Here is a 22,046-nt window from a genome sequence, read left to right as displayed (position 1 = left end):
CCATGGGCATTCCTGGTTCCGGCCTGGCCAAGGGCCTCGCCGTCACGCTTCGCACCATGACCCGGCGCTCGGTCACCGCGCAGTACCCGGACGCCCAGCCCGAGCTGCCGCCCCGTACGCGCGGCGTCATCGGGCTGTTCGAGGAGAACTGCACGGTCTGCATGCTGTGCGCCCGTGAGTGCCCGGACTGGTGCATCTACATCGACTCCCACAAGGAGACCGTGCCCCCGGCCGCCCCGGGCGGCCGCGAGCGCAGCCGGAACGTCCTCGACCGCTTCGCGATCGACTTCGCGCTGTGCATGTACTGCGGCATCTGCATCGAGGTGTGCCCCTTCGACGCGCTGTTCTGGTCGCCGGAGTTCGAGTACGCCGAGACGGACATCCACGAGCTCACCCATGAGCGCGACAAGCTGCGCGAGTGGATGTGGACCGTGCCCGAGCCGCCCGCGCTCGACCCGGCGGCCGAGGAGCCCAAGGAGATCGCGGCGGCCCGCAAGACGGCCGAGAAACTCGCCGCCCAGCAGGAACAGGCCGCCCAGCAGGAACAGCAAGCGCAGCAGGAGAAGGAGGGAGAGGCGTGACCGGCACCGCCACGCGCACCCTCGCCGCGCAAGCGGCGACGCACGGCTTCCTCTCCACCTCCGGTGTCGAGATCGTCTTCCTCCTGGTCGGCCTCGTCACCCTCGGCGCGGCCGTCATCACCGTCACCACCAAGCAGCTGGTGCACGCCGCCCTCTGGCTGGTCGTGGCGCTCGGCGGGCTCGCCGTGGAGTACCTGCTGCTGACGGCGGAGTTCATCGCCTGGGTGCAGGTGCTGATCTACGTCGGTTCCGTCGTGGTCCTCCTCCTCTTCGGGCTCATGCTCACCAGGGCCCCCATCGGCCGTTCCCCGGACGCCGACTCCGGCAACCGGTGGGTCGCCCTCGGGGTCGCCGGCGCCGCCGCGGCCTCCCTCGTCTGGGTGGTCGTGGACGCCTTCCGTACGACGTGGATCGATCTGGGTGGCGCGCCGCAGGGCTCCACCGAGGTCTCCGGAGAGATCCTCTTCCGGCACTGGGTGCTGCCGTTCGAGGCGCTGTCCGTCCTGCTGCTCGCCGCGCTCGTCGGCGCGATCGTCCTCTCCCGCAGGAAGCCCGACGAGACGAAGGAGGAGCGCTGATGCATCTCGTCTACCCGGCCGTCCTCGCCGCCCTCCTCTTCTGCGTGGGCCTCTACGGCGTCCTCGCCCGGCGCAACGCGATCCTGGTCCTGATGTCCGTCGAGCTGATGCTCAACGCCGTCAACCTCAACCTCGTCGCCTTCGACGTATGGCTGCGCGACACGCTCCACGCGGGCCAGGCGCTCACCCTCTTCACCATCGCCATCGCCGCCGCCGAGATCGGCATCGGCCTGGCGATCGTCCTCCAGGTCCACCGCAACCGCGGCACCGCCGACGTCGACCGGCTCCGCGACCTCGCCGAGGACGCCCCCGACACCGCCCATGAGCACCGCGAGGAGAAGGCCGAGGCCGCCGCGTGAGCACCACGACCACCGCCGTCCTCGTCCCCCTGCTGCCCTTCCTCAGCGCCCTCGCCGGCTTCCTGTCCGGCCGCCGCGTCCCCGGCCTCGTCCGGCCGCTCGCCGTGCTGCCGACGCTCGCCGCCGCCGTGCTCGCGATCGTCGTCGCCTGCCGGCAGGGCGGCGGCGACGCGCTCGACGCCGCCACCCGGCTCACGCCCACCGGCTCCGTCCCCATCGACCTCGCCCTCCACCTCGACGGCTTCGCCGTGCTCGTGGCCGTGCTCGTCGGGGTCGTGGCCAGCTGCGTCCAGCTGTACTCGACCGCCTACCTGCGCGACGACCCCCGCTACCCCTCGTACGCGGCCCTCGTCTCCCTCTTCACCTCCGCGATGCTGCTCGTCGTCTACACCGGCGACCTGATGGTGCTGCTGGTCGGCTGGGAGATCATGGGCATCTGCTCGTACTTCCTGGTCGGCCACTACTGGGAGACCGAGGCCGCCCGGTCCGCCTCCCTCAAGGCCTTCCTGGTCACCAAGCTCGGCGACGTCCCCTTCCTGATCGGCATCTTCGCGCTGGCCGCCGACGCCGGAACGTTCCGCGTCAACGGCATCCTCAGCACGGCCGCCGCGGGCGGCCTCCAGCACCCCACCCTCGTCGCGCTGCTGCTCCTGGCGGGCGTCGCGGGCAAGTCCGCGCAGTTCCCCCTGCACACCTGGCTGCCCGACGCGATGGCCGGCCCGACGCCGGTCTCCGCGCTGATCCACGCCGCGACGATGGTCGCGGCCGGTGTCTACCTCATCGCCCGGCTCCTCCCCGTCTTCGCCGCCTCGGCGGCGGCGCTCATCGTGCTGGCCGTGATGGCCGCGGTGACCATGGTCGGCTCGGCCCTGGCCGCGCTCGCCCAGGACGACATCAAGCGCGTCCTCGCCTACTCCACCGTCGGCCAGCTCGGCTATATGACCGGCGCCCTGGCCGTCGGCGACCGCGGCGCGGCCGTCTTCCACCTCATCTCCCACGGCGCGTTCAAGGCCCTCCTCTTCCTCGGGGCAGGCGTGATCATCCACGCCGCCGGCACCAACTCGCTGGCCGCCATGGCCCGGATGAACGGCCTGGCCAAGCGGATCCCCGACGCCTACTGGACGATGACCGTCGCCCTCCTGGCACTCGCCGCGATCCCCCCGTTCAGCGGCTTCTTCTCCAAGGAGGCCGTCCTCGGCGCCGCCGAGCACGCCGCCACCGGCGCCGCCCACGGCATCCCCGCCGCCGCGGCCGGCCCGGCCGGCTGGACCGTCCTGATCGCCGGCCTGGTCACCGCCGTCCTCACCGCCGGCTACGCCACCCGCCTATGGCTGCTCACCTTCCACGGCAAGGGCACCGAGGCCCCCGACCACGGCCGCGAGCCCGTCGCGATAAACGGTGTGCTCTGGGTCCTCTTCCTGCCCACCGCCGCCCTCGGCCTGGCCGCCTGGAAGCTGCCCGACTGGTTCGACGGCCGCTCGCTCACCCCCGGCCTCACCACCTCCGTCCTCTCCACCGGCTGCGCCCTCGCCGGCGCGCTCGTCATGTACGCCGCCTGGCGCCGCACCGCCGCGCTCACCGCCCGTACCCCCCTCGGTGCCGTGGCCGCCGACCCGGACGCGGCCCCCGCCGTCTCCGAGATCGAGGCCATCGCCAGCCACGAGCCCGCGTACGGCACCATCGCCGCCGCCCCCGACCCCGCCGACCCGGGCAGGCTGCTGCTCGGCCCCCTGCACCGCCACGCCGTCACCGGATTCCACCTCGACGCCGTGTACTCCACGCTGCTCGTCCGGCCCACGCGCGCCGCCGCCCGCCTCGCCCGCTTCCTCGACCGCGAGGTCGTCGACGCGTACGTGCGCGGCGCCGCCACCGCGCCCGGGCTGCTCGGCGCTGCCGTCCGCCGCGCCCAGACCGGCAATGTGCAGACCTACCTCGGCGCCCTGCTCGCCGGCTCCGTCGTCCTGGCCGTCGCCGCCGTCCTCGTCGCCACCGGAGCCTGATCCATGAGTCACACCGTCATGCAGCTCCTCCTCGCCGCGATCGTCGTCCTCCCCCTGCTGGGCGCCGTCGCCGCCCTGCTCCCCGCCCCGCCCGGCCTCAAGGGCAAGAGCCCCGAGCAGGCCGTGCTCCGCCACGGCGTGACCGTCACGGGCGTCGTCCTCGCGCTGTCCGTCGCCCTCGCCACCGGCTTCGACCACGACCACCCGGCCCGGATGCAGGCGACCACCGACCTCCCCTGGATCCCCGCCCTCGGCATCCGGATCCACCTCGGCGTCGACGGCATCTCGCTCCCCCTCCTCGTCCTGACCGCGCTGCTGACCTTCCTCTGCGCGCTGTACAGCTACTTCAAGATGCCGTCGGGCCCGTCCCCCAAGGCATTCGTCGCGCTGCTCCTCGTGCTCGAGTCCGGCACCCTGGCGTCCTTCGCCGTCCTCGACCTGATGCTGTTCTTCCTGGCCTTCGAGACGGTGCTCATCCCGATGTACTTCCTCATCGCCCGCTGGGGCGGCGAGGGCCGGGAGCGCTCCGCGTGGCGCTTCATCCTCTACACGCTGCTCGGCTCGGTCGTGATGCTGCTGGGCCTCCTCCTCGTCGGCATCGACGGCGGCACGTTCGACATGGTGGCACTCGCCACTGACAACGGGTCCTCGCTCAGCCACACCACGCAGGTCATCGCGGTTCTGGCCATCGGCGTCGGACTGGCCGTCAAGGCCCCCATGTGGCCCCTGCACAGCTGGCTGCCCGACGCCCACACCTCCGCCCCCACGGTCGGCTCGGTGCTCCTCGCCGGCGTCCTGCTGAAGATGGGCACGTACGGGTTCGTACGCATCATCCTGCCGATCGCCCCGGACGGCGCCCACACCTTCGCGCCCTACCTCGCCGCCTTCGCGGCCGTCGGCATCGTCTACGGCTCCCTGGTCTGCCTCGCGCTGGCCCGCGAGGGCGCCAAGGGCGACCTCAAGCGCCTGATCGCCTACTCGTCCGTCGGCCACATGGGCTTCGTCCTCCTGGGTATCGCCACCCTCACCCCCACCGGGGTCAACGGCGCCCTCTTCGCCAACGTCGCCCACGGCCTCATCACCGGCCTCCTCTTCTTCCTCGTCGGCGCCATCAAGGACCGCTACGGCACCAGCGACCTCGACAGCCTCGCCGGCACCACCGGCGCCGCGCTCTACGGCCGCGCCCCACGCCTCGGCGGCCTGCTGGCCTTCGGCGCCGTGGCCTCCCTCGGGCTCCCCGGCCTCGCCGGGTTCTGGGGCGAGATGCTGGCGATGTTCGCCTCCTTCCGCCCCGCCGACGGGCTCAGCCGCCCCGCGTTCCTCGTCTTCATGGCCCTGGCCGGCCTCGGCACCCTGCTCACCGCGGCCTATCTGCTGGTCGTCGTGCGCCGCGTGTGCATGGGCGGCGAGGTGGACCCGGCGGCCGAGCGGGCGGGCGAGATGCCCGACGGCCCGGCCCTCCCCGACGTCCGCCGCCACGAGTTCGCCGCCTGGTCCCCGCTCGTCGCCCTCACCGTCCTCGCCGGACTCTGGCCCGCGGCCCTCCTCGGCCTCACCGACCCGGCCGTTCAGCAGCTCCTCGCAGGAGGCAAGTGATGGGCTCCCTGGTCCAGTCCGTCGACTGGCTCGCCATCGCCCCGCCCACCGTCACGGCCGTCGTGGCACTGGTCGTCCTGGTCGTCGACCTCTTCCTCCCGGAGGACCGCAAGGCCCTCCTGGGCCGGATCGCCCTCGGCGGCCTCGCCCTGGCCGGGCTCTCCCTCCTCCCGCTGCTGCGCGGCGACCGCTCGACCTTCTGCCTCACCGGACCTGACGTCGCCGTCACCGCGTGCAGCTACACGGCCGACCGCTTCACCCTCGTCATCCAGCTGCTGGTGCTGGGCGGCGCCCTGCTGACGGCCCTGCTGTCCGTCAGCGCGATCGCCGATTCCGAACTTCCCGCGGGGGAGTACTGGTTCCTGCTGCTGTCGTCGGCCGCCGGCGCCGCACTGCTGCCCGCCTCCCGTGACCTGGCGACCCTCGTCGTGGCCCTGGAAGTGGCCTCGCTGCCCGCCTTCGCCCTCGTCGGCCTGCGCCGCGGCGACAGCCGCTCCTCCGAGGCGGCGCTGAAGTTCTTCCTGTCGTCCGTGACCGCCACCGCCGTCACCCTCCTCGGCGTGTCCTTCCTCTACGCCGCGACCGGCACCCTCCACCTCACGGAGATCGCCGACGGCCTCGGTCACATCGACCCGCGCCTGGCCGTCCTCACCAAGGCGGGCGTCGCCCTGACCCTCGTCGGCTTCGCCTTCAAGACCGCTGCCGTCCCCTTCCACTTCTGGGTGCCCGACACCTATGTGGGCGCGCCGCTGCCCATCGCCGCGTACCTGTCGGTGGTCGGCAAGGCCGTCGGCTTCACCGGCATCGCCCTGGTGACGGTCGTCGCCCTCCCCTCGTACGCCGACGTCTGGGGCCCCGCCCTGGCCGTGCTCGCCGCGGTCACCATGACCGCCGGCAACGTCGCCGCGCTGCGCCAGCGCCCCGACCGCGAGCACAGCGCCGTACGCCTGCTGGCCTGGTCCTCCGTCGGCCAGGCGGGCTATCTGCTCGTCCCGCTCGCCGCCGCCGGCTACGCCGCCGACCCCTCGCGGGCCATCGGCTCCACCGTCGCGTACGCCCTGATGTACGCGGCTGTGAACCTCGGCGCCTTCGCGGTCGCCGCCCTCGTGGCCCGCACCCGCCCGGGCAACCGGATCACCGACTACCGCGGCCTGTACGCCCGCAACCCGCTCGCCGCTCTGGCGCACGCCTTCTTCCTGCTGTGCCTCGCCGGACTGCCGCCGGGCGTCATCGGGCTCTTCGCCAAGGTCACCGTCTTCTCGGCGGCGGTCGACGCGGGGCTGGGCTGGCTGGCGGTCGTCATGGCCGTCAACGTCGTGATCGCGTTGTACTACTACCTCCAGTGGACAGCGGTCCTCTTCAAGGGCGGCCGCGAGGAGGCGGGAGAACCGCTGCCGGCCGGAGCGACGACCACCCCGGCGGCCGAATCGGCGGCCGAACCGGCGGCCGAACCGGTGGTGCGCGTTCCGGCCACCCTCGGGGCGGCCATCGCCCTGGCCACGGCCCTCGGACTGGCCCTCTCCGGCGCGCCCCAGCTCGTCCTGCGCTTCGCCTCGCAGGCACTCCTGTAGCGGTATCACCGTCTTTTCACCCGAATGGCGCAGCCCTCCGCGGCCCCTGCGGGGGTGCACAAGGGAACTAGCGGCCCTCGTCTGGCGTTGACCAGTTCGAAAGGTTCCACTGGTTCAAGGGTTCCCCTGCCGCACCATTTGGAGGGCGTACCGTGCACCGCCGGCACAACGGGCTCAGGACAGCCGTGCTCCTCGGGGGCCTGTCCGCGCTCATCATCGTCATCGGCAGCATGTTCGGGCGCGGCGGCCTGATCGTCGCCGTCCTCGTGGCCCTCGGCACCAACGCCTACGCCTACTGGAACAGCGACAAGCTCGCCCTGCGCGCGATGCGGGCCCGGCCCGTCAGCGAGTTCGAGGCCCCGCACCTCTACCGTATGGTCCGCGAACTCTCCACGGCCGCCCGCCAGCCGATGCCCCGGCTGTACATCTCCCCGACCGAGGCCCCCAACGCCTTCGCCACCGGCCGCAACCCGCGCAACGCCGCCGTCTGCTGCACCGAGGGCATCATGCGCCTCCTGGACGAGCGCGAGCTGCGCGGCGTCATCGGCCATGAGCTCAGCCACGTCTACAACCGCGACATCCTCATCTCGTCGGTGGCCGGGGCCCTCGCCTCGGTGGTGATGTTCCTGGTCAACTTCGCCTGGCTGATCCCCATCGGGCGCTCCGACGACGACGAGGGCCCCGGCATCGTCGGCATGATCATGATCATGCTGCTGGGCCCCATCGCGGCCTCCCTCATCCAGCTCGCCGTCAGCCGCTCCCGCGAGTACGAGGCCGACGCCTCCGGCGCCCGCCTCACCGGCGACCCCCTGGCCCTGGCCTCCGCCCTCCGCAAGCTGGAGCTCGGCACACAGCGGCTGCCCCTGCCGCCGGAGCCCCGCCTGGAGACGGCCAGCCACATGATGATCGCGAACCCGTTCCGCCCGGGCGAGGGCATGTCGAAGCTCTTCTCGACGCACCCGCCCATGCCGGAGCGCATCGCGCGGCTGGAGCGGATGGCGGGCCCGGCCGGCCGGCTCGGCGCCTGAGCGCTCCGCCGGAATCGCGATTCGGCCGCCGCGGGCCGGTGGGGACCGGTCGCGCCCACGCGGAGGTAGCCGCATACCGGCGTCCCGCGCCCCTTGCGGGGCGCGGGACCGCACCGGACTTCGACAAGGCCGATCAGTAGCGGTGATGGCCGCCGGACGGCCGCTCGCCGAGGCCCGGCAGATGCCCGTTGTTCGGCCGGTCACCGAGGCCCGGCAGGTGCCCCGGAGTCGGCCGGTGGCCGCCGGGCGGCCGGTGGCCGGGGGACGGCCGGTCGCCCCGCCCACCACCGCTGCTGGCCAGACTGATCGTCTCGCCGTCGTGCGAACCGCCCTTGCACATCAGCACGTTGCCGTTGCCGAGGAGCCCGAAGTCGTCGTCGGGGAGTTCGGGGGAGCCGTTCCCCGCGATGCAGTCGAGAATGCCGATATCAGCGGGAGTGGCGGGAGAGGCGGCTCGAGCGCTGCTGGGTGCGCTGACGGCGACGACCGCCACCGCCGCGACCGCCAGTCCTGCGAATCGGTACGTGTGCATGGGGCTCCGGCTCCTCGTCCTGTCGTCCTGGCCGTACGTCCGCGTGGTACGTCCGGTCCAGCCACATGACCACGCCCCGGACCCCACGGCGCGCTGGGCTGCGCCGGAAGGGTCACGACACGCGTCGCCACGGCGTGGCCCGTCCCCCACATGGCCCACGCCGTCGCCAAGCCGCCGATACGGCAGGCCAGTTGACGTGACTGCGCACAACGCCGTAATCCCATAAGGGAATAGAAACCCGGTCGGTGCCGGAAACAGGAGGTGACGAGGGATGGTGCTCCTCGATCTGCAAGGCATGGAACCCGAGATGGGCGCGGCCCGACGGCTGGACCTGGGCGCCGGCGACAACAGCGACGTCAGCCTCCTCCTCTGTGGGGACGACGGCGGCTGACGCCCGTGCGTGCGGGGGCGTCTCCTCCGGATGCCCCCGACTCACCCCCTAGGGGTCCGCTCAGGGCCTCCCACCTGCGGAAGCGGCAACCGTACGCGCCCCTTCCGGCGTCTCATTCGCCGGAGAATCAGTCACGTGGGAGGCTATAAATCATGAGGTTCATCCTGAATATCATCTGGCTGGTCCTCTGTGGACTGTGGATGGCGCTCGGCTATGTCGTGGCCGGCCTGATCTGCTGCGTCCTCATTGTCACGATTCCGTTCGGCATCGCGAGCTTCCGGATCGCCGGCTACGCCCTGTGGCCGTTCGGCCGGACGACGGTGGAGCGGCGGGACGCGGGCGCCGGGTCGCTGATCGGGAACGTGATCTGGTTCATCTTCGCCGGGTGGTGGCTGGCACTGGGGCACATCGTCACCGGCATCGCCATGTGCCTCACGATCATCGGCATCCCGCTGGGCATCGCCAACTTCAAGCTGATCCCGATCTCGCTGATGCCGCTGGGCCGGGAGATCGTCCCGACGGACCGTCCCTTCGCGACGCGATAGCCGCCGACGCCCAACAGGGGCGACAGCGAAGGGGGCGCGTCGGGAGCGGCGGCGAAAGCCGCTCCCGACGCGCCCCCTTCGGGTTCCGGCGCGCGATGTGGTCCTGAACTAGCGGTAGTTCACGAACTGGATCGCGAAGTCCAGGTCCTTGCCCTTGAGGAGGGCGATGATGGTCTGGAGGTCGTCGCGGCTCTTGGAGGAGACGCGCAGCTCGTCACCCTGGACCTGGGCCTTGACGCCCTTGGGGCCCTCATCGCGGATGATCTTCGCGACCTTCTTCGCGTTCTCCTGGGAGATGCCCTCCTCGATGGACGCGAAAAGCTTGTACTCCTTGCCGGACACCTGCGGCTCGCCCGCGTCCAGGGACTTCAGGGAGATGCCGCGCTTGACCAGCTTGGTCTCGAAGATGTCGAGAACGGCCTTCACGCGCTCCTCGGAGTTGGCGCGCATCTCGATCTTCTCGCCCGACCAGGCGATCGAGGCGCCGACGCCCTTGAAGTCGTAGCGCGTCGAGATCTCCTTGGCGGCCTGGTTGAGGGCGTTGTCGACCTCCTGCCGCTCGACCTTCGAGACGATGTCGAAACTGGAGTCGGCCATATTGAGTTGGCTCCTCGTGCGTAGATCCGTCAGGGGACGCGACCGGAGGGTCGCGTGGCCAGCCTAGTCACCCGGGGGCCGATCGAGGGGCTGTGAACCGAGTGGCGGAGCACCCCAGGTCATCGGGTATTGTTTACGTCGTTGCCACGGAGCGCTCGAAAGAGCGACCGAGGTGACGACCCATGGCGGTGTGCCCGAGTGGCCAATGGGAGCGGACTGTAAATCCGTCGGCTTAGCCTACCCAGGTTCGAATCCTGGCGCCGCCACGGAATGAGGCCCCTGATCTGCGAAGATCAGGGGCTTCTTTCGTTTTTGGACCGGGTCCGCTACCCGGCGAGCGCCTTCACGGCCTCCGCCACCGGCGTGTCGCCGCCGATCAGCTCCAGCGTCAGGCCCACGGCCCCCCGCTCGTCCTCGGACAGCAGCGCCGCCAGCACCGCCGCCACGTCGTCCCGGGTCACGTCGCCCCGGCCCGTCGTGCCCGCCGCCAGCGTCACCCGGCCGGTGCCCGGCTCGTCCGTCAGCCGGCCCGGGCGCAGGATCGTCCAGTCGAGCCCGGCCCGGGAGCGGATGTCCGCGTCGGCGGCGCCCTTGGCCCGCAGATAGGCGGCGAAGACCGGGTCCGTGCCCTCCGGCGGCTCGCGGTCGGCGCCCATGGACGAGACGACGACGAAGCGCCGTACGCCCGCCGCCTCCGCCGCGTCGGCGAAGAGGACCGCGGCGGCCCTGTCCACGGTCTCCTTGCGGGCGGCCCCGCTGCCCGGGCCCGCGCCGGCCGCGAAGACGACCGCGTCGGCCCCCTCCAGATGGCGGGCGACGTCCGCCACGGCCGCCGTCTCCAGATCGCACACGACGGGCTCGGCGCCCGCCGCCAGCAGGTCTCCCGCCTGCCCGGGGCGGCGGACCATCCCCGCCACCTCGTCACCGCGCCCGGCGAGCAACCGCTCCAGCCGCAGCGCGATCCGACCATGTCCTCCAGCGATGACAATGCGCATGATCCGACCGTACGCGGCGGCCCCTCACGAGGGGTCCCCGCCGCGCGGCGACTGCCGGGGCAGGTCCAGGGCCACCGTGGCCTGGACGTCGCCGTACTCGCGGACCGCGCTGGTCCGGGCGACGACCCGGGCGTGGTGGACGACGAGCCGGCTGTAGCCCAGCGACAGGACGCCCGCGACGGCGTGGCCCCGGACGGCCAGCAGCTCCGCCGGGAAGCCGGCCTCCACCCGGACCTCGGGCAGGCCCATCACCGCCCGGGCGCGGCCGCTGACGGCCTCGTAGGCCTGCTCCGGGGCGAGCTCGCCGTGCGAGGCGAGCAGGTAGGCGGCCTCCAGGGGGTCGCCGCGGCCCACGGGGTTGGCGGCGTCGCGCAGGGCACCGCTGCCCGCCGCGACCCTGACGCCCGCCGCGCGCAGCAGCCGTACGGGCGCGCACCACGCGCCGCCGCCCCGGGCCCCGCCCGAGACCCCGCAGTCGCCCTGCGGCAGGCAGACCACCGTCACCCCGGCCGCCGCCAGCTGCTGGCCCGCGCGGGCGGCCTGGTCCCGGGGGAGCCGGGCGAGGGCCCCGCACGGGCCGACGGCCACGCCGGGGCGCAGCCCGCCCGCCATGGCGGCCAGCCGGGCCAGCCGGGCCGGTTCGGCGCCGTCGGTGTGGAGGTCGACGGCGCAGCCGTGCTCGGCGGCCAGCGCGAGGACGGTCTCGGCGTAGCCGGTGGGGTCGGGGTCGAGGTCGGGGCAGCCGCCGATGACGGTGGCGCCCATTCCGACGGCGTCCCGCAGCATGGCGAGCCCGTCGGCCCCGGCGGCGCCGGTCAGCAGCCGGGGCACGGCCACCGCGCTGAGCTCCGTGAGCCCCCGCAGCGAGCGCCGCGCCGCCAGGACGCCCTCCAGGGCGCGCAGCCCCGCCACGTCGCCGACGCGGACGTGGGTGCGCACGGCGGTGGCGCCGTGGCCCAGTTGCAGCAGGGCGGCCTCCGTCGTACGGCGCTGGACGTCCTCGACCCCGTGCGGCACCGGGCCGTCCACGTCGGCCGTGAGCGCGGTGTCCAGGTGGGCGTGCGGATCGGCGGGCGCGGGCAGCAGCACATAGCCGTTGAGGTCGACGCGCGGACCGGGGGCCAGACTGCCCGCCGTGCCGACGGCCTCGATGCGCCCCCCACTGAGGCGTACGTCCACCACGCGCCCGTCGGCGAGCCGGGCGCCGCAGAGCACCAGCGCGCCCTCACCCGGTGGCGGGGCGGCGGCGTCGCCGTCGGGGCTTCTCGCGGGCTGCGGCTGACTGTCGGGCATCACGATCCTCCGGTAGGCCGGGGCGGGCATGATCACTCAGCGGTTCGAGCGTAGGCCGCGTACGGAGCCCGTCGGCGGAACCGCCGAATAGTCGTACTGGTGTGGCCCTCGGGACGGCCGGGAGGGCGCCGGCGGCCACGCCGGTGGCGGCCTGGGAGAACGCCCTGGCAGGGGCGGCCGCATACGGATTTCACCTTCGGCCGCAGACCGTGTAATGTCTTCCTCGCTCGCCCCAATAGCTCAGTCGGCAGAGCGTCTCCATGGTAAGGAGAAGGTCAACGGTTCGATTCCGTTTTGGGGCTCTGGTGGGAGAGGTTCTCCCGTCTTCGGACGGGAGAACCAACCTCATCAAAGCGGCGTAGCTCAGTCGGTAGAGCAAGCGGCTCATAATCGCTGTGTCACCGGTTCAAGTCCGGTCGCCGCTACACACAGTAGCCGATTGTGGGGTCGGTCCTCCGATCGGCTACTCTTTTATGCGTTGTATCCGTCCATTCCGTCAAGGAGCACTCACGTGGCTGCCACCGACGTCCGCCCGAAGATCACGCTGGCCTGCGTGGAGTGCAAGGAGCGGAACTACATCACCAAGAAGAACCGGCGTAACGACCCGGACCGACTTGAGATGAAGAAGCACTGCCCTCGTTGCAACGCCCACACGGCGCACCGCGAGACGCGCTAACAGCGCACAGGTCGTTCATGAGGCCGTCCCCAGGTTCTGGGGGCGGCCTCGTGGCATATTCCGACTCGTGTCCCGGGCCGTGCCCCGGCCCATGACACAAAGAAATTCCAGTCCCCTCAAGGACCAGTCCACTCAGGAGGTGCCGGGCCATGGCGCTCGACCAGTCCTACGTCGGACGGACCTATCCGGCCACCGACCCCTATGAGGTCGGCCGGGAGAAGATCCGCGAATTCGCCGAGGCCATCGGCGACGCCAATCCGGCGTACACCGACCCCGAGGCCGCCAAGGCGCTCGGCCACCCCGATGTGATCGCTCCGCCCACTTTTGTGTTCGCGATCACTTTCAAGGCCGCCGGACTGGTCATCCAGGATCCGCAGCTGGGGCTGGACTACTCCCGAGTGGTGCACGGCGACCAGAAATTCGCGTACACCCGCCCGGTGCGGGCGGGGGACCGGCTGACGGTCACGTCCACGATCGAGTCGATCAAGTCGCTGGCGGGCAACGACGTGCTGCTCGTCCGCGGTGAGGTCCACGACGCGGCCGGCGAGCACGTCGTGACCGCGCACACGAAGCTGGTGGCGCGCGCCGCCGAGGAGGCGTGATGGCGGCCACAGTCTCGTACGACGAGGTCGAGGTCGGCACCGAGCTGCCCACCGCGTCCTTCCCTGTGACACGCGCCACGCTCGTCCGCTACGCGGGCGCCTCCGGCGACTTCAACCCGATCCACTGGAACGAGAAGTTCGCCAAGGAGGTGGGCCTGCCGGACGTCATCGCGCACGGCATGTTCACCATGGCCGAGGCGATCCGCGTGGTGACCGACTGGGCCGGCGACCCGGCCGCGGTGGTCGACTACGGGGTGCGCTTCACCAAGCCGGTCGTCGTGCCGAACGACGACACGGGCGCGGTCGTCGAGGTCTCCGCCAAGGTGGCGGCCAAGCTCGACGACGACGCGCGGACGGTCCGCGTGGACCTGACGGCCGTCTGCGACGGCCAGAAGGTCCTCGGCATGGCCCGCGCTGTGGTCGCACTCGGCTGAGCCGCGGATTCCGGGCTCGCCGCCGTGGGGTTGCCCGCGCCTTCGGCGCGGGTTTCGCCCACCCTCCCCCAGCTACCGCTGGGAGGTGCCCCCACTCCGCCCCACCCCGCCCCCGACCCACCCCCACGGCGTCCCCGTACCCTGGTGCCCGTGCAGGAACGACACGACGCCCCCCTCGCCCCCCTGACCACCTTCCGTCTCGGTGGCCCCGCGACCCGACTGATCACGGCCGTCACCGACGCCGAGGTCGTCGAGGCCGTCCGTGAGGCCGACCGCGCCGGCACCCCGCTGCTGATCATCGGCGGCGGCAGCAACCTGGTCATCTCCGACAAGGGCTTCGACGGCACGGCCCTGCGCATCGCCACCACCGGCTTCGACCTCCAGGGCACCCGCCTCGAGCTCGCCGCCGGCGAGAACTGGTCCGACGCCGTCGCCCGCACCGTCGACGCCGGCCTCGCCGGCGTCGAGTGCCTGGCCGGCATCCCCGGCTCCGCCGGCGCCACCCCCATCCAGAACGTCGGCGCCTACGGCCAGGACGTCTCCCAGACGATCACCGAGGTCGTGGCCTACGACCGCCGCACCGACGAGACCGTCACCCTCACCAACGCCGAGTGCGTCTTCACCTACCGGCACAGCCGCTTCAAGCAGGACCCCTCGCGCTACGTCGTCCTGCGCGTCCGCTTCGAGCTGGAGGACGCGGGCGGGCTCTCCGCCCCCATCCGCTACGCCGAGACCGCGCGCACGCTCGGCGTCGAGCAGGGCGACCGCGTCCCGGCCCTCCGGGCCCGGGAGACCGTGCTCAAGCTGCGCGCCGGCAAGGGCATGGTCCTCGACCCCGAGGACCACGACACGTGGTCGGCGGGCTCCTTCTTCACCAACCCGATCCTCACCGTCGCCGAGCACGAGGCGTTCCTCGCCCGCGTGGCCGAGCGGCTCGGGCCGGACGTCATGCCGCCCGCCTTCCCGGCGGGGGACGGCACGGTCAAGACGTCGGCCGCGTGGCTCATCGACAAGGCGGGCTTCACCAAGGGCTACGGCGAGGGGCGCGCCCGCATCTCCGGCAAGCACACGCTCGCCCTCACGAACCGGGGCTCGGCCTCGACGGAGGACCTGCTGGCGCTGGCACGTGAGGTGCGGGACGGGGTTCACACGGCGTTCGGGGTGACGCTGGTGAACGAGCCGGTGACGGTGGGCGTCAGCCTGTAGGCGGGGCCGCTAGGCGGCCAGCCAGGCGTCCACCCCCGCCAGGAGGCGCTCCCTCACATCGGAGGGAGCCCGCGACGCCCGTACCGACTGCCGCGCCAGCTCCGCCAGCTCCGCGTCCGTGAAGCCGTGGTGCTCCCGCGCCAGCTCGTACTGGGCCGCCAGGCGCGAGCCGAAGAGGAGTGGGTCGTCCGCGCCCAGCGCCATCGGCACGCCCGCGTCGAACAGGGTGCGCAGCGGGACGTCCGCCGGCTTGTCGTAGACGCCCAGGGCGACGTTCGACGCCGGGCAGACCTCGCACGTCACCCCGCGCTCGGCGAGCTTCCGCAGCAGCCGCGGGTCCTCCGCGGCCCGTACGCCGTGCCCCACCCGGGCCGCGTGGAGGTCGTCCAGGCAGTCGCGGACGCTGCTCGGCCCCGCGAGCTCGCCGCCGTGCGGAGCGGCCAGCAGACCGCCCTCCCGGGCGATCTCGAAGGCGCGGTCGAAGTCCCGGGCGAGCCCGCGCCGCTCGTCGTTGGAGAGGCCGAAGCCGACCACGCCCCGGTCGGCGTAGCGCACCGCGAGCCGCGCCAGTGTCCGCGCGTCCAGCGGGTGCTTCATCCGGTTGGCGGCGACGAGGACCCGTATCCCCAGCCCGGTCTCTCTGGAGGCGTCCTCCACCGCGTCGAGGATGATCTCCAGGGCGGGGATCAGACCGCCCAGCCGGGGCGCGTACGAGGTGGGGTCGACCTGGATCTCCAGCCAGCCCGAACCGTCCCGGACGTCCTCCTCCGCGGCCTCGCGCACCAGCCTCCGGATGTCCTCCTCGGACCGCAGGCAGGAGCGCGCGATGTCGTAGAGCCGCTGGAAGCGGAACCAGCCCCGCTCGTCCGTGGCCCGAAGCTTCGGCGGCTCGCCGCCGGTCAGCGCGCCGCTCAGCGCCTCGGGCAGGTGGACGCCGTACTTGTCGGCCAGCTCCAGCAGGGTCGAGGGGCGCATGGACCCGGTGAAGTGCAGGTGGAGATGGGCCTTGGGCAGCAGACGGAGATCACGCACGCGTTCCATTGCCCGATCCTGCCTCATGGGCACAGGGATCGGAAGGCGTGTTCCCTGATCGAGGGCTGAACCGAAAACGAATGCGGGGGTTCCGGCCGCACCGGCCGGAACCCCCGCATCGACAGGCGAGCGAGCCGCGGGCTACTTCGCCTCCGCCAGCAGCTTCTGGATGCGCGAGACGCCCTCCACCAGGTCCTCGTCGCCCAGCGCGTAGGAGAGGCGCAGGTAGCCCTGCGTGCCGAAGGCCTCGCCCGGGACGACCGCGACCTCGACCTCGTCCAGGATCAGCGCGGCCAGCTCGACGGACGTCTGCGGGCGCTTGCCGCGGATCTCCTTGCCGAGCAGCTCCTTGACCGACGGGTAGACGTAGAACGCGCCCTCCGGCTCGGGGCAGAAGACGCCGTCGATCTCGTTCAGCATGGCGACGATCTTGCGGCGGCGGCGGTCGAAGGCGACCTTCATCTCCTCGACGGCCTTCAGGTCACCCGACACGGCGGCCAGGGCGGCGACCTGGGCGACGTTGGACACGTTCGACGTGGCGTGCGACTGGAGGTTGGTCGCGGCCTTGACGACGTCCTTCGGGCCGATGATCCAGCCCACGCGCCAGCCGGTCATGGCGTACGTCTTGGCGACACCGTTGACCACGACGCACTTGTCGCGCAGCTCCGGCACGACGACCGGCAGCGAGGAGAACTCGGCGTCGCCGTAGACCAGGTGCTCGTAGATCTCGTCCGTCAGGACCCACAGGCCGTGCTCGGCGGCCCAGCGGCCGACGGCCTCGACCTGCTCGCGCGTGTAGACGGCGCCGGTCGGGTTCGACGGGGAGACGAAGAGCAGCACCTTGGTGCGCTCCGTACGAGCCGCCTCCAGCTGCTCCACCGAGACCCGGTAGCCGGTGGTCTCGTCGGCAACGACCTCCACCGGCACACCGCCGGCGAGACGGATCGACTCCGGGTAGGTGGTCCAGTACGGGGCGGGGACGATGACCTCGTCGCCCGGGTCGAGGATCGCGGCGAACGCCTCGTAGATGGCCTGCTTGCCGCCGTTGGTGACGAGCACCTGGGAGGCGTCGACCTCGTAGCCCGAGTCGCGCAGGGTCTTGGCGGCGATGGCGGCCTTCAGCTCGGGGAGGCCGCCGGCCGGGGTGTAGCGGTGGAACCTGGGGTCGCGGCAGGCCTCCACCGCCGCCTCGACGATGTAGCCGGGGGTCGGGAAGTCGGGCTCACCGGCGCCGAAGCCGATGACCGGGCGCCCGGCGGCCTTGAGGGCCTTGGCCTTGGCGTCCACGGCCAGGGTGGCGGACTCGGAGATGGCACCGACGCGGGCGGAGACCCGGCGCTCGGTGGGGGACTGGGGAGGAGTCGCAGCGGTCATAGGGGCATCGTCCCAGACCCGTGGGAACGCGGGCACGCCGATTGTCCGGACCCCCGCCGGGAGGCCCCCGAGCACGTCGTCGCTGATAGCTGTTCGACGTCGGCCGCTCGAGCACGTACACTCATGCCTCGTTGGCCTCCACCGGCGAATCCACTCCCGGGCACACCGTGCTTCCGGGCGGATGCGGTACGTTGGGGGAACCACAAAGGGTCGTAGCTCAATTGGTAGAGCACTGGTCTCCAAAACCAGCGGTTGGGGGTTCAAGTCCCTTCGGCCCTGCTACACGCACCGCCAGGTTGCGTGCATGCGTACGTACTGAAATGCACCGCCGTGCGGCTCACCCGGGCGCGGCACGGCCACGACCGGGATTCAGGTGAGGACGTAGTGACGGAAGCCCTTGGCTCCACCGCGACGCCTGAGAGCGGTCGTCCTGAGGACGAGGCGCCCACCAAGCGCCGCGGCGGGAAGCGCGGGAAGAAGGGCCCTCTGGGCCGCCTCGCGCTGTTCTACCGGCAGGTGGTCGCCGAGCTCCGTAAGGTTGTCTGGCCCTCCAAGAGCCAGCTGTCGACGTACACCACTGTGGTGATCGTCTTCGTTGTCATCGTCATTGGACTGGTGACCGTGATTGACTATGGGTTTGAGCAGGCCGTCAAGTACGTCTTCGGCTGAGCCGGCCCCCGTGCGCAAGGCGGCCCTCGTAGAGTGCCGCCTATTCGCTCGTTCCACCCCTTGTAGCCAGGAAGAAGCAGCCACGTGTCTGACCCGAACCTGAACGACGCCGCCGAGCCCGTCGCGGCGGAGAACGTTGACGAGGCTGTCTCGGCCGAGGTGCAGGGCGACGACACCCCGCAGGAGATCGTCGAGAACGCCGACAACGTCGACGAGCTCGACGCCGAGGACGCCGCCGCGGGCGAGCCGGCCGAGGAGGCCGCGCTGCACGTGGAGTCCGAGGCCGACGCCGAGGACGCCGAGGCCGAGGAGGAGGAGTCCGAGGAGGACGCCGCTCCGGTCGACCCGGTCGAGGCGCTCCGCGACGAGCTGCGTGGTCTGCCCGGCGAGTGGTACGTCATCCACACCTACGCGGGCTACGAGAACCGCGTGAAGACCAACCTCGAGCAGCGCGCCGTCTCGCTGAACGTCGAGGACTACATCTTCCAGGCCGAGGTGCCGCAGGAAGAGGTCGTCCAGATCAAGAACGGCGACCGCCGCACCGTCCGCCAGAACAAGCTCCCCGGCTATGTCCTGGTGCGCATGGACCTGACGAACGAGTCCTGGGGCGTCGTCCGCAACACCCCGGGTGTCACCGGCTTCGTCGGCAACGCCTACGACCCGTACCCGCTGACCCTGGACGAGATCGTCAAGATGCTCGCCCCGGAGGCCGAGGCGAAGGCCGCCAAGGAGGCCGCCGAGGCCGAGGGCCGTCCGGCCCCGTCCCGCAAGGTCGAGGTCCAGGTGCTGGACTTCGAGGTCGGCGACTCGGTCACGGTCACGGACGGTCCGTTCGCGACGCTCCAGGCCACGATCAACGAGATCAACGCCGACTCGAAGAAGGTCAAGGGCCTCGTCGAGATCTTCGGCCGCGAGACCCCGGTCGAGCTCAGCTTCGACCAGATCCAGAAGAACTAGTTTCTTCCGGGACATACGCTTCCGAACAGGTCAGACCGGCTGCTCATAGCCCGTCTGACCTGCTCGGTTTTTGGCCGCAGCATGTTACCCGTTATCGTGGTGCGGTATGCCTGCGCGCACTGTGCGCCGGCAAAAAAACTCTCACTAGGACCCGGAGAGAGCAATGCCTCCCAAGAAGAAGAAGATCACGGGGCTTATCAAGCTCCAGATCAACGCCGGTGCCGCGAACCCGGCTCCGCCGGTCGGCCCCGCGCTGGGTCAGCACGGCGTCAACATCATGGAGTTCTGCAAGGCCTACAACGCCGCGACCGAGTCGCAGCGTGGCATGGTCGTGCCGGTGGAGATCACGGTCTACGAGGACCGTTCCTTCACCTTCGTCACCAAGACTCCGCCGGCCGCCAAGCTGATCCTCAAGGCCGCGGGCGTGGACAAGGGCTCGGGCGAGCCGCACAAGACCAAGGTCGCGAAGCTGACGCGCGAGCAGGTCCGCGAGATCGCCACCGCCAAGATGCCCGACCTGAACGCCAACGACCTGGACGCCGCCGAGAAGATCATCGCCGGCACCGCCCGTTCCATGGGCGTCACGGTCGAGGGCTGATCAGCTCCCGTCTGACCTCTCAGTGGCAGGGCCAAGCGCTGGCCCGGACCACGACTCCACGCTCAACCTTTCAGGAGCAGAAGTGAAGCGCAGCAAGACTCTCCGCGCTGCGGACGCCAAGGTCGAGGCCGGGCGCCTGTACGCCCCCCTCGAGGCCGTCCGTCTCGCCAAGGAGACCTCCGCCACCAAGTTCGACGCGACCGTCGAGGTTGCCTTCCGCCTGGGTGTCGACCCGCGCAAGGCCGACCAGATGGTCCGTGGCACCGTGAACCTTCCGCACGGCACCGGTAAGACCGCCCGGGTCCTGGTCTTCGCGACCGGCGACCGTGCCGAGGCCGCGCGTGCCGCGGGCGCCGACATCGTCGGTGCCGACGAGCTCATCGACGAGGTCGCCAAGGGCCGTCTGGACTTCGACGCCGTCGTCGCCACCCCGGACCTCATGGGCAAGGTCGGCCGCCTCGGCCGCGTGCTCGGTCCCCGTGGTCTGATGCCGAACCCGAAGACCGGCACGGTCACCCCGGACACGGCCAAGGCCGTGACCGAGATCAAGGGCGGCAAGATCGAGTTCCGAGTCGACAAGCACTCGAACCTCCACTTCATCATCGGCAAGGTCTCCTTCGACGAGACCAAGCTGGTGGAGAACTACGCCGCCGCGCTTGAGGAGATCACCCGTCTCAAGCCGTCCGCCGCGAAGGGCCGCTACATCAAGAAGGCGACCCTGACCACCACGATGGGCCCGAGCATCGCTCTGGACCAGAACCGCACCCGCAACCTCCTCGTCGAGGACGAGGCCGTCTGAGGACGTCCTCCAGCGGGCGCGTAGTGGCGCTCTGAGCAGTACGGGCCGGGCCCCGCACCTCTTTCGAAGGTGCGGGGCCCGGCTCGATTTGCATCCATACGCACCTATCGCGTAATCTCCTGGAGAAGCCAAAGACCGCTGGTCGTTGTCGCGCCCCCATCCGGAGGTGTGGCGGCCGAAGGATCCGCTAGCTGCGGGCGACCTGCGCAGGTGTCAAGAGGATTGCACTCCCGCCGAGACGTAAGAGGATTACGTCCCCGCGGTCGAGTCACGCCCCGAGCGCCTGCGCCGGGGCGTTTCGTTTTGCCCAAGCCCCCTTCTCGCGCCTAAGCGGTCCGAATCACCCGGAAGGAGGCCGAGGCTCATGGCGACGTCCGCCAAGGCCGCCGCGGTTGCCGAGCTCACGGACATGTTCCGCAGCTCCAACGCCGCTGTGCTGACCGAGTACCGCGGGCTCACCGTGGCGCAGCTCAAGACGCTGCGCCGTTCGCTCGGTGAGAACGCGCAGTACGCCGTGGTGAAGAACACGCTGACCAAGATCGCGGCCGCAGAGGCCGGGTACCAGCTCGACGCCCAGCTTTTCGCTGGTCCGACGGCTGTCGCCTTCGTCACCGGTGACCCGGTGGAGTCGGCGAAGGGTCTTCGTGACTTCGCCAAGGACAACCCCAACCTCATCATCAAGGGCGGTGTCCTTGATGGTAAGGCGCTGTCCGTCGATGAGATCAAGAAGCTTGCGGACCTCGAGTCCCGCGAGGTTCTGCTCAGCAAGCTGGCCGGTGCCATGAAGGGCAAGCAGTCCCAGGCTGCCTCGCTCTTCCAGGCGCTGCCGACGAAGCTCGTCCGCACCGCGGACGCGCTGCGCGCCAAGCTCGCCGAGCAGGGCGGTGCCGAGTAATTCGGCTCGCGCATTGATCGGCGCCACCCGGCGCTGATCGCAGCGGGCCGTCCGCCCGCCGACATGTACATCCGGCACCTGCCGATTTAGTGGAAGGACCCGCCACCATGGCGAAGCTGACCCAGGACGAGCTGCTCGCGCAGTTCGAGGAGATGACCCTCATCGAGCTCGCGGGCTTCGTTGCCGCGTTCGAGGAGAAGTTCGACGTCACCGCCGCCGCCGCCGCGCCGGTCGTCATGGCCGGTGCCGCCGGTGGCGCCGCTGCCGCCGAGGTCGAGGAGAAGGACGAGTTCGACGTCATCCTCACCGCCGCCGGTGACAAGAAGATCCAGGTCATCAAGGTCGTGCGTGAGCTGACCTCCCTCGGCCTGAAGGAGGCCAAGGACCTCGTCGACGGCACCCCGAAGCCGGTCCTCGAGAAGGTCGCCAAGGACGCCGCGGAGAAGGCCGCCGAGGCCCTCAAGGGCGCCGGCGCCTCCGTCGAGGTCAAGTAAGTACCTCGGGAGTCCGCTGACTCTCCTCCGGCCCCAGGGCCGGAATCAACCAAGGGCGATCACCCGCACGGGTGGTCGCCCTTGGGCGTTCCCGGGACGGATGCGCGCACGGCGGCCCGGAGACGAGTATGGTGATCTTCGCCGCCTCACCGAGGCGACGAACCCGCTCCCAGCAGGGCGGGAGGGCGCCTTGAGCGGCCGCCGGGGGCCGAGGGGCCTTGACGAACGGCACGCCGCGCGCGAT

Annotated in this window: 25 protein-coding genes and 4 tRNA genes; 23 read left to right on the top strand and 6 right to left on the bottom strand. The window is 71.2% G+C overall.

Features of this window, described 5'->3' with window-relative positions; all coding sequences use genetic code 11:
* Nucleotides 1-2: 2 nt before the first annotated feature.
* The 7 genes from AB0E98_RS13960 (at nucleotide 3) to htpX (ending at nucleotide 7,713) form a co-directional block, all read left to right on the top strand.
* Nucleotides 3-581 (top strand): NADH-quinone oxidoreductase subunit I, encoded by a 579-nt coding sequence (locus AB0E98_RS13960; RefSeq protein WP_361701970.1) that lies wholly within the window; start codon nucleotides 3-5, stop codon nucleotides 579-581.
* Nucleotides 578-1,159 carry an NADH-quinone oxidoreductase subunit J gene (locus AB0E98_RS13955; protein WP_361701968.1) on the top strand — a complete coding sequence of 194 codons (582 nt, stop codon included), beginning with the start codon at nucleotides 578-580 and terminating at the stop codon, nucleotides 1,157-1,159. Before AB0E98_RS13960 ends, AB0E98_RS13955 begins: the two co-directional genes overlap by 4 nt.
* Entirely contained in the window at nucleotides 1,159-1,518 is a 360-nt protein-coding gene (gene nuoK / locus AB0E98_RS13950) for an NADH-quinone oxidoreductase subunit NuoK (protein WP_311608979.1), read from the top strand. Before AB0E98_RS13955 ends, nuoK begins: the two co-directional genes overlap by 1 nt.
* Nucleotides 1,515-3,518 (top strand): NADH-quinone oxidoreductase subunit L, encoded by a 2,004-nt coding sequence (locus AB0E98_RS13945; RefSeq protein WP_361701966.1) that lies wholly within the window; start codon nucleotides 1,515-1,517, stop codon nucleotides 3,516-3,518. Before nuoK ends, AB0E98_RS13945 begins: the two co-directional genes overlap by 4 nt.
* Before the next feature lie 3 nt (nucleotides 3,519-3,521).
* Nucleotides 3,522-5,114, top strand: a complete 1,593-nt coding sequence (locus AB0E98_RS13940; protein WP_361701964.1) for an NADH-quinone oxidoreductase subunit M — start codon at nucleotides 3,522-3,524, stop codon at nucleotides 5,112-5,114.
* On the top strand, nucleotides 5,114-6,685 hold the full coding sequence (locus AB0E98_RS13935; protein WP_361701963.1) for an NADH-quinone oxidoreductase subunit N: 1,572 nt from the start codon (nucleotides 5,114-5,116) through the stop codon (nucleotides 6,683-6,685). Before AB0E98_RS13940 ends, AB0E98_RS13935 begins: the two co-directional genes overlap by 1 nt.
* 152 nt (nucleotides 6,686-6,837) lie before the next feature.
* The gene (htpX, locus tag AB0E98_RS13930) at nucleotides 6,838-7,713 is read left to right on the top strand and encodes a zinc metalloprotease HtpX (protein ID WP_311608974.1); all 876 of its coding nucleotides are present in this window, start codon (nucleotides 6,838-6,840) and stop codon (nucleotides 7,711-7,713) included.
* Between the two features lie 133 nt (nucleotides 7,714-7,846).
* Here the strand turns inward: htpX and AB0E98_RS13925 are convergent, their stop codons facing one another.
* Nucleotides 7,847-8,245, bottom strand: a complete 399-nt coding sequence (locus AB0E98_RS13925; protein ID WP_361701961.1) for a hypothetical protein — start codon at nucleotides 8,243-8,245, stop codon at nucleotides 7,847-7,849.
* A gap of 271 nt (nucleotides 8,246-8,516) precedes the next feature.
* Here AB0E98_RS13925 and AB0E98_RS13920 point away from each other — a divergent pair, with 271 nt between their 5' ends.
* On the top strand, nucleotides 8,517-8,636 hold the full coding sequence (locus AB0E98_RS13920) for a SapB/AmfS family lanthipeptide (protein ID WP_361701959.1): 120 nt from the start codon (nucleotides 8,517-8,519) through the stop codon (nucleotides 8,634-8,636).
* A 152-nt stretch (nucleotides 8,637-8,788) separates the two neighbouring features.
* Complete coding sequence (locus AB0E98_RS13915) at nucleotides 8,789-9,181, top strand: YccF domain-containing protein (protein WP_361701957.1); 393 nt, start codon at nucleotides 8,789-8,791, stop codon at nucleotides 9,179-9,181.
* A gap of 108 nt (nucleotides 9,182-9,289) precedes the next feature.
* On the opposite strand, the gene AB0E98_RS13910 is transcribed toward AB0E98_RS13915, so the two are convergent.
* Nucleotides 9,290-9,778: a YajQ family cyclic di-GMP-binding protein gene (locus AB0E98_RS13910; RefSeq protein WP_361701956.1), complete on the bottom strand. Its 489-nt coding sequence runs from the start codon at nucleotides 9,776-9,778 to the stop codon at nucleotides 9,290-9,292.
* A 184-nt stretch (nucleotides 9,779-9,962) separates the two neighbouring features.
* Between AB0E98_RS13910 and AB0E98_RS13905 the strand changes: the two genes are divergently transcribed.
* Nucleotides 9,963-10,044, top strand: a tRNA-Tyr gene (locus tag AB0E98_RS13905).
* Nucleotides 10,045-10,104: 60 nt separating this feature from the next.
* Here the strand turns inward: AB0E98_RS13905 and AB0E98_RS13900 are convergent.
* Complete coding sequence (locus AB0E98_RS13900; RefSeq protein ID WP_361701954.1) at nucleotides 10,105-10,773, bottom strand: NAD(P)H-binding protein; 669 nt, start codon at nucleotides 10,771-10,773, stop codon at nucleotides 10,105-10,107.
* Nucleotides 10,774-10,797: 24 nt separating this feature from the next.
* On the bottom strand, nucleotides 10,798-12,066 hold the full coding sequence (locus AB0E98_RS13895; protein WP_361701952.1) for an amidohydrolase family protein: 1,269 nt from the start codon (nucleotides 12,064-12,066) through the stop codon (nucleotides 10,798-10,800).
* Nucleotides 12,067-12,295: 229 nt separating this feature from the next.
* Between AB0E98_RS13895 and AB0E98_RS13890 the strand changes: the two genes are divergently transcribed.
* The 6 genes from AB0E98_RS13890 to AB0E98_RS13865 all read left to right on the top strand — a co-directional run bounded on the left by AB0E98_RS13890 (nucleotide 12,296) and on the right by AB0E98_RS13865 (nucleotide 14,984).
* A tRNA-Thr gene (locus AB0E98_RS13890) sits at nucleotides 12,296-12,368 on the top strand.
* 50 nt (nucleotides 12,369-12,418) lie between these two features.
* Nucleotides 12,419-12,491, top strand: a tRNA-Met gene (locus tag AB0E98_RS13885).
* An 86-nt stretch (nucleotides 12,492-12,577) separates the two neighbouring features.
* Nucleotides 12,578-12,742 carry a 50S ribosomal protein L33 gene (gene rpmG, locus AB0E98_RS13880; protein ID WP_004571794.1) on the top strand — a complete coding sequence of 55 codons (165 nt, stop codon included), beginning with the start codon at nucleotides 12,578-12,580 and terminating at the stop codon, nucleotides 12,740-12,742.
* A 149-nt stretch (nucleotides 12,743-12,891) separates the two neighbouring features.
* The gene (locus AB0E98_RS13875; protein ID WP_189456509.1) at nucleotides 12,892-13,344 is read left to right on the top strand and encodes a MaoC family dehydratase N-terminal domain-containing protein; all 453 of its coding nucleotides are present in this window, start codon (nucleotides 12,892-12,894) and stop codon (nucleotides 13,342-13,344) included.
* The gene (locus tag AB0E98_RS13870) at nucleotides 13,344-13,778 is read left to right on the top strand and encodes a MaoC family dehydratase (protein ID WP_361701950.1); all 435 of its coding nucleotides are present in this window, start codon (nucleotides 13,344-13,346) and stop codon (nucleotides 13,776-13,778) included. The genes AB0E98_RS13875 and AB0E98_RS13870 overlap by 1 nt, the downstream gene beginning before the upstream one ends.
* A gap of 150 nt (nucleotides 13,779-13,928) precedes the next feature.
* Nucleotides 13,929-14,984: a UDP-N-acetylmuramate dehydrogenase gene (locus AB0E98_RS13865; protein WP_361701949.1), complete on the top strand. Its 1,056-nt coding sequence runs from the start codon at nucleotides 13,929-13,931 to the stop codon at nucleotides 14,982-14,984.
* 9 nt (nucleotides 14,985-14,993) lie between these two features.
* Here AB0E98_RS13865 and AB0E98_RS13860 read toward each other — a convergent pair whose 3' ends face one another.
* The gene (locus AB0E98_RS13860) at nucleotides 14,994-16,025 is read right to left on the bottom strand and encodes an adenosine deaminase (protein WP_361701947.1); all 1,032 of its coding nucleotides are present in this window, start codon (nucleotides 16,023-16,025) and stop codon (nucleotides 14,994-14,996) included.
* 132 nt (nucleotides 16,026-16,157) lie between these two features.
* On the bottom strand, nucleotides 16,158-17,390 hold the full coding sequence (locus AB0E98_RS13855) for a pyridoxal phosphate-dependent aminotransferase (RefSeq protein WP_361701946.1): 1,233 nt from the start codon (nucleotides 17,388-17,390) through the stop codon (nucleotides 16,158-16,160).
* Between the two features lie 206 nt (nucleotides 17,391-17,596).
* Between AB0E98_RS13855 and AB0E98_RS13850 the strand changes: the two genes are divergently transcribed.
* The 7 genes from AB0E98_RS13850 to rplL all read left to right on the top strand — a co-directional run bounded on the left by AB0E98_RS13850 (nucleotide 17,597) and on the right by rplL (nucleotide 21,802).
* Nucleotides 17,597-17,669, top strand: a tRNA-Trp gene (locus AB0E98_RS13850).
* 105 nt (nucleotides 17,670-17,774) lie between these two features.
* On the top strand, nucleotides 17,775-18,059 hold the full coding sequence (gene secE / locus AB0E98_RS13845; protein ID WP_311609153.1) for a preprotein translocase subunit SecE: 285 nt from the start codon (nucleotides 17,775-17,777) through the stop codon (nucleotides 18,057-18,059).
* Nucleotides 18,060-18,143: 84 nt separating this feature from the next.
* The gene (gene nusG / locus AB0E98_RS13840; RefSeq protein WP_361701945.1) at nucleotides 18,144-19,016 is read left to right on the top strand and encodes a transcription termination/antitermination protein NusG; all 873 of its coding nucleotides are present in this window, start codon (nucleotides 18,144-18,146) and stop codon (nucleotides 19,014-19,016) included.
* Between the two features lie 163 nt (nucleotides 19,017-19,179).
* Entirely contained in the window at nucleotides 19,180-19,614 is a 435-nt protein-coding gene (rplK, locus tag AB0E98_RS13835) for a 50S ribosomal protein L11 (RefSeq protein WP_361701944.1), read from the top strand.
* An 82-nt stretch (nucleotides 19,615-19,696) separates the two neighbouring features.
* Entirely contained in the window at nucleotides 19,697-20,413 is a 717-nt protein-coding gene (gene rplA, locus AB0E98_RS13830; protein WP_361701942.1) for a 50S ribosomal protein L1, read from the top strand.
* Between the two features lie 364 nt (nucleotides 20,414-20,777).
* The gene (gene rplJ, locus AB0E98_RS13825) at nucleotides 20,778-21,308 is read left to right on the top strand and encodes a 50S ribosomal protein L10 (RefSeq protein ID WP_361701940.1); all 531 of its coding nucleotides are present in this window, start codon (nucleotides 20,778-20,780) and stop codon (nucleotides 21,306-21,308) included.
* 107 nt (nucleotides 21,309-21,415) lie between these two features.
* Complete coding sequence (gene rplL / locus AB0E98_RS13820; protein WP_361701938.1) at nucleotides 21,416-21,802, top strand: 50S ribosomal protein L7/L12; 387 nt, start codon at nucleotides 21,416-21,418, stop codon at nucleotides 21,800-21,802.
* Nucleotides 21,803-22,046: the final 244 nt, after the last annotated feature.

Source organism: Streptomyces sp. NPDC037389, from assembly GCF_040636475.1.
GTDB lineage: Bacteria > Actinomycetota > Actinomycetes > Streptomycetales > Streptomycetaceae > Streptomyces > Streptomyces hesseae.
The sequence above is the reverse complement of the archived record's forward strand: the minus strand, read 5'-3'. Positions and strand labels throughout refer to the sequence as shown.

What these genes read in the sequence shown, in the direction of transcription:
- AB0E98_RS13960 (WP_361701970.1), top strand. Translation starts at nt 3, where the DNA reads ATGGGCATTCCTGGTTCCGGCCTGGCCAAGGGCCTCGCCGTCACGCTT.
- nuoK (WP_311608979.1), top strand. Translation starts at nt 1,159, where the DNA reads ATGCATCTCGTCTACCCGGCCGTCCTCGCCGCCCTCCTCTTCTGCGTG.
- AB0E98_RS13940 (WP_361701964.1), top strand. Translation starts at nt 3,522, where the DNA reads ATGAGTCACACCGTCATGCAGCTCCTCCTCGCCGCGATCGTCGTCCTC.
- AB0E98_RS13935 (WP_361701963.1), top strand. Translation starts at nt 5,114, where the DNA reads ATGGGCTCCCTGGTCCAGTCCGTCGACTGGCTCGCCATCGCCCCGCCC.
- AB0E98_RS13925 (WP_361701961.1), bottom strand. Translation starts at nt 8,245, where the DNA reads ATGCACACGTACCGATTCGCAGGACTGGCGGTCGCGGCGGTGGCGGTC.
- AB0E98_RS13920 (WP_361701959.1), top strand. Translation starts at nt 8,517, where the DNA reads ATGGTGCTCCTCGATCTGCAAGGCATGGAACCCGAGATGGGCGCGGCC.
- AB0E98_RS13915 (WP_361701957.1), top strand. Translation starts at nt 8,789, where the DNA reads ATGAGGTTCATCCTGAATATCATCTGGCTGGTCCTCTGTGGACTGTGG.
- AB0E98_RS13910 (WP_361701956.1), bottom strand. Translation starts at nt 9,778, where the DNA reads ATGGCCGACTCCAGTTTCGACATCGTCTCGAAGGTCGAGCGGCAGGAG.
- AB0E98_RS13900 (WP_361701954.1), bottom strand. Translation starts at nt 10,773, where the DNA reads ATGCGCATTGTCATCGCTGGAGGACATGGTCGGATCGCGCTGCGGCTG.
- AB0E98_RS13895 (WP_361701952.1), bottom strand. Translation starts at nt 12,066, where the DNA reads ATGCCCGACAGTCAGCCGCAGCCCGCGAGAAGCCCCGACGGCGACGCC.
- AB0E98_RS13875 (WP_189456509.1), top strand. Translation starts at nt 12,892, where the DNA reads ATGGCGCTCGACCAGTCCTACGTCGGACGGACCTATCCGGCCACCGAC.
- AB0E98_RS13870 (WP_361701950.1), top strand. Translation starts at nt 13,344, where the DNA reads ATGGCGGCCACAGTCTCGTACGACGAGGTCGAGGTCGGCACCGAGCTG.
- AB0E98_RS13860 (WP_361701947.1), bottom strand. Translation starts at nt 16,025, where the DNA reads ATGGAACGCGTGCGTGATCTCCGTCTGCTGCCCAAGGCCCATCTCCAC.
- AB0E98_RS13855 (WP_361701946.1), bottom strand. Translation starts at nt 17,390, where the DNA reads ATGACCGCTGCGACTCCTCCCCAGTCCCCCACCGAGCGCCGGGTCTCC.
- rplK (WP_361701944.1), top strand. Translation starts at nt 19,180, where the DNA reads ATGCCTCCCAAGAAGAAGAAGATCACGGGGCTTATCAAGCTCCAGATC.
- rplJ (WP_361701940.1), top strand. Translation starts at nt 20,778, where the DNA reads ATGGCGACGTCCGCCAAGGCCGCCGCGGTTGCCGAGCTCACGGACATG.
- rplL (WP_361701938.1), top strand. Translation starts at nt 21,416, where the DNA reads ATGGCGAAGCTGACCCAGGACGAGCTGCTCGCGCAGTTCGAGGAGATG.